The organism is Streptomyces sp. NPDC049577 (genome assembly GCF_040675635.1).
Classification (GTDB): Bacteria; Actinomycetota; Actinomycetes; order Streptomycetales; family Streptomycetaceae; genus Streptomyces.
Genome location: NZ_JBFAPH010000513.1, coordinates 1 through 2,861 on the forward strand (window position 1 = coordinate 1; position 2,861 = coordinate 2,861).

General features: G+C 73.4%; 2 protein-coding genes. Both read left to right on the forward strand.

Annotation, left to right across the window (positions count from 1 at the left end):
• Positions 1–90 precede the first annotated feature (90 nt).
• Complete coding sequence (locus AB0K09_RS31940) at positions 91–1,350, forward strand: PP2C family protein-serine/threonine phosphatase (protein WP_366068885.1); 1,260 nt, start codon at positions 91–93, stop codon at positions 1,348–1,350.
• A gap of 76 nt (positions 1,351–1,426) precedes the next feature.
• On the forward strand, positions 1,427–2,861 hold a 1,435-nt coding region (locus tag AB0K09_RS31945; RefSeq protein WP_366068886.1), incomplete at its 3' end, for a DUF885 domain-containing protein.

Genomic DNA, 2,861 nt, shown 5'->3' on the forward strand with positions numbered 1-2,861 from the left:
GACCGCACTCGCCGGGCCGCTCGCCCCCGCGGCCCCCGAGCCGGGCCGGGCGGAGTCCACATGCGGCCGCACGCCGCGCACGCGCCCGACATGAGAGAGGCCGGGATCGGTGTGAGACTGGGAGCGGAAGGGGTGATCCCCGTGCCGGACCCACCGCACGCGCCCGCCGGTCCCGACACCACCGTCGATGAGAATCGACTGGAAGAGCTGATCACCGAGGCTCAGACGACCCTGCCGATCGAGCTGCCCGACCTGGCGAACCGGTGCGCCTCGGCCCTCGGCCTGGGCACCGCGCTCATCTACCTCGTCGACCTGCAACAACGGCTGCTCATCCCGCTCGACGAGGCCTCGGAGCCGCTGCCGGTGGACCGCTCGCCGGCCGGCTGGGCGTACCGCACGGTCACCCCGCGCGTGGCCGACGCCGGCGACGACGTGATCGTGTGGATGCCTCTGGTCGACGGCGCGGAGCGGCTGGGCGTGCTGGCGGTGCGGACCGCCTCGCTGGACGGGGTGCGGATGCGCCGGACCCGCATGCTGGCCTGTCTGTTCGCCATGCTGATCACCTCCAAGCGCGCCTACAGCGACTGGCTCGCCGCCCGGACCCGCACCGCGACCATGCGGCTGCCCACCGAGATGCTGCGGGCCTTTCTGCCGTCCCCCACCATCGGCAGCAGCAAGTGCGTCTCGACCGCGGTCCTGGAACCGGCGTACGACGTGGCCGGCGACGCCTTCGACCACGCGGTGGTCAAGGACATCCTGCACACCATGATCCTCGACTCCATGGGGCACGATCTGACCTCGGGCCTGACCACGTCGGTCGCCATGGCGGCGGCGCGGAACGCCCGCCGCGGCGGTGGCGACCTGGCCGACGTCGTCGGCTCCGTCGACCAGGCGCTCGCCCAGTGGCTGCCCGACCATTTCTGCACCGGCGTGCTGTGCCGGCTCGACGCGGCCACCGGGGTGCTGCGCTGGGTGAACTGTGGTCACCCGCCGCCGCTGCTGATCCGTGCCGAGCGGGTGCTCGACGGGGCGCTGGACAGCCCCCCGCAGCCGCCGATCGGCCTGGCCGACCACCTCGTCCCGGCATCCCGGCAGGTCCACGAGACGACGCTGGAGCCCGGCGACTGCGTCCTGCTCTACACCGACGGTGTCGTGGAGGCCCGCGACGCGGACGGTGCGGAATTCGGCCTCGACCGGTTCACCGACTTCATCATCCGCTCCACCGCCGCCGGGCAGCGCCCGGCCGAGGTGCTGCGGCTGCTCATCCACGCCATCCTCGACTACCAGCGCAACGAGCTGCGGGACGACGCGACCATCCTGCTCTTCGAATGGCGCCCGCAGTACCAGTGAACGCGACCCGTCGGGCGGGGGCCGGCGGCGGCCAATTCCGGTGACGCGGAAGCCCTCTCCGTACGAGGATGTCGGCATGTCCAACACGCCGAGCACTCCGCTGCCCCGCCAGGTCGCCGACGCCCACGTCGACGCGTTCGTCGAGCTCGACCCGATCACCGGCACCTATCTGGGAGCGGCCGCCTCCGCTCCGCTCCTCCCCGACTTCTCGCCCGACGGCCTGCGCGCCCGGGCCGATCTCGCGCGCACGACGCTGCGGCGGCTGACCGAGGCCGAGGCCCGGCCCGGCGCGGAGGACGAACGGGAGCGCCGCTGCGCCCGGTTGCTCCGGGAGCGGCTCACCGCCGAGCTCGCGATCGACGAGACCGGTGAGCATCTGCGCCGGGTGAGCAATCTGGAGGATCCGCTGCACGCCGTGCGGGACGTCTTCACGATGATGCCCACCGACACGGCCGACGACTGGGCGGCGGTCGCCGCGCGGCTGCGGGCCGTGCCGGCCTCGCTCGACGGGCACCGGGCCGCCCTCGCCGAGGGGCTCGCGCGCGGACTTCCGGGCGGGCCGCTCCAGGTGACCACGGTCCTCGGCCAGTTGGACGAGTGGATCGGCACGGACGGCGGCTGGTTCGCCGAGTTCACCGCCGCCGGCCCCGAGGAGCTGCGCTCCGAGCTCGACAAGGCCGCGCACACCGCGACCGGTGGCCTGGTGGCGCTGCGCGACTGGATGCGCGACGTCTACGCCCCGGGCGTCGATGGCGCCCCCGACGTCGTGGGCCGCGAGCGGTACGCGCGCTGGTCCCGCTACTGGAACGGCACCGACCTCGACCTGGACGAGGCGTACGCCTACGGCTGGTCGGAGTTCCACCGGATCCTCGGCGAGATGCGCGAGGAGGCCGCGAAGATCCTGCCGGACGCGCGCACCCCGTGGGAGGCGCTGGCCCATCTCGACGTCCACGGCACGCACATCGAAGGCGTCGAGGAGGTCCGCGTCTGGCTCCAGGAGCTGATGGACGAGGCGATCGAGGCGCTGGACGGCACGCACTTCGACCTGGCGGAGCGGGTCAAGCGCGTGGAGTCCCGCATCGCGCCCCCCGGCGGCGCGGCCGCCCCGTACTACAGCCAGCCGTCCGAGGACTTCTCCCGCCCCGGCCGCACCTGGCTGCCCACCCTGGGCGAGACCCGCTTCCCCGTCTACGACCTGGTGTCGACCTGGTACCACGAGGGCGTCCCCGGCCACCACCTCCAGCTCGCGCAGTGGGTGCACGTGGCCGACCGGCTCTCCCGCTACCAGGCCACCCTGGGCATCGTCAGCGCCAACGCCGAGGGCTGGGCGCTGTACGCCGAGCGCCTCATGGACGAGCTGGGATTCCTCACCGACCCCGAGCGGCGCCTGGGCTACCTGGACGCGCAGATGATGCGCGCCGCCCGCGTCATCGTCGACATCGGCATGCACCTGGGCCGCGCCCTGGCCGCTCCGCTGGGGGTGGACGACGTCTGCGTGGACCCCCAACTCA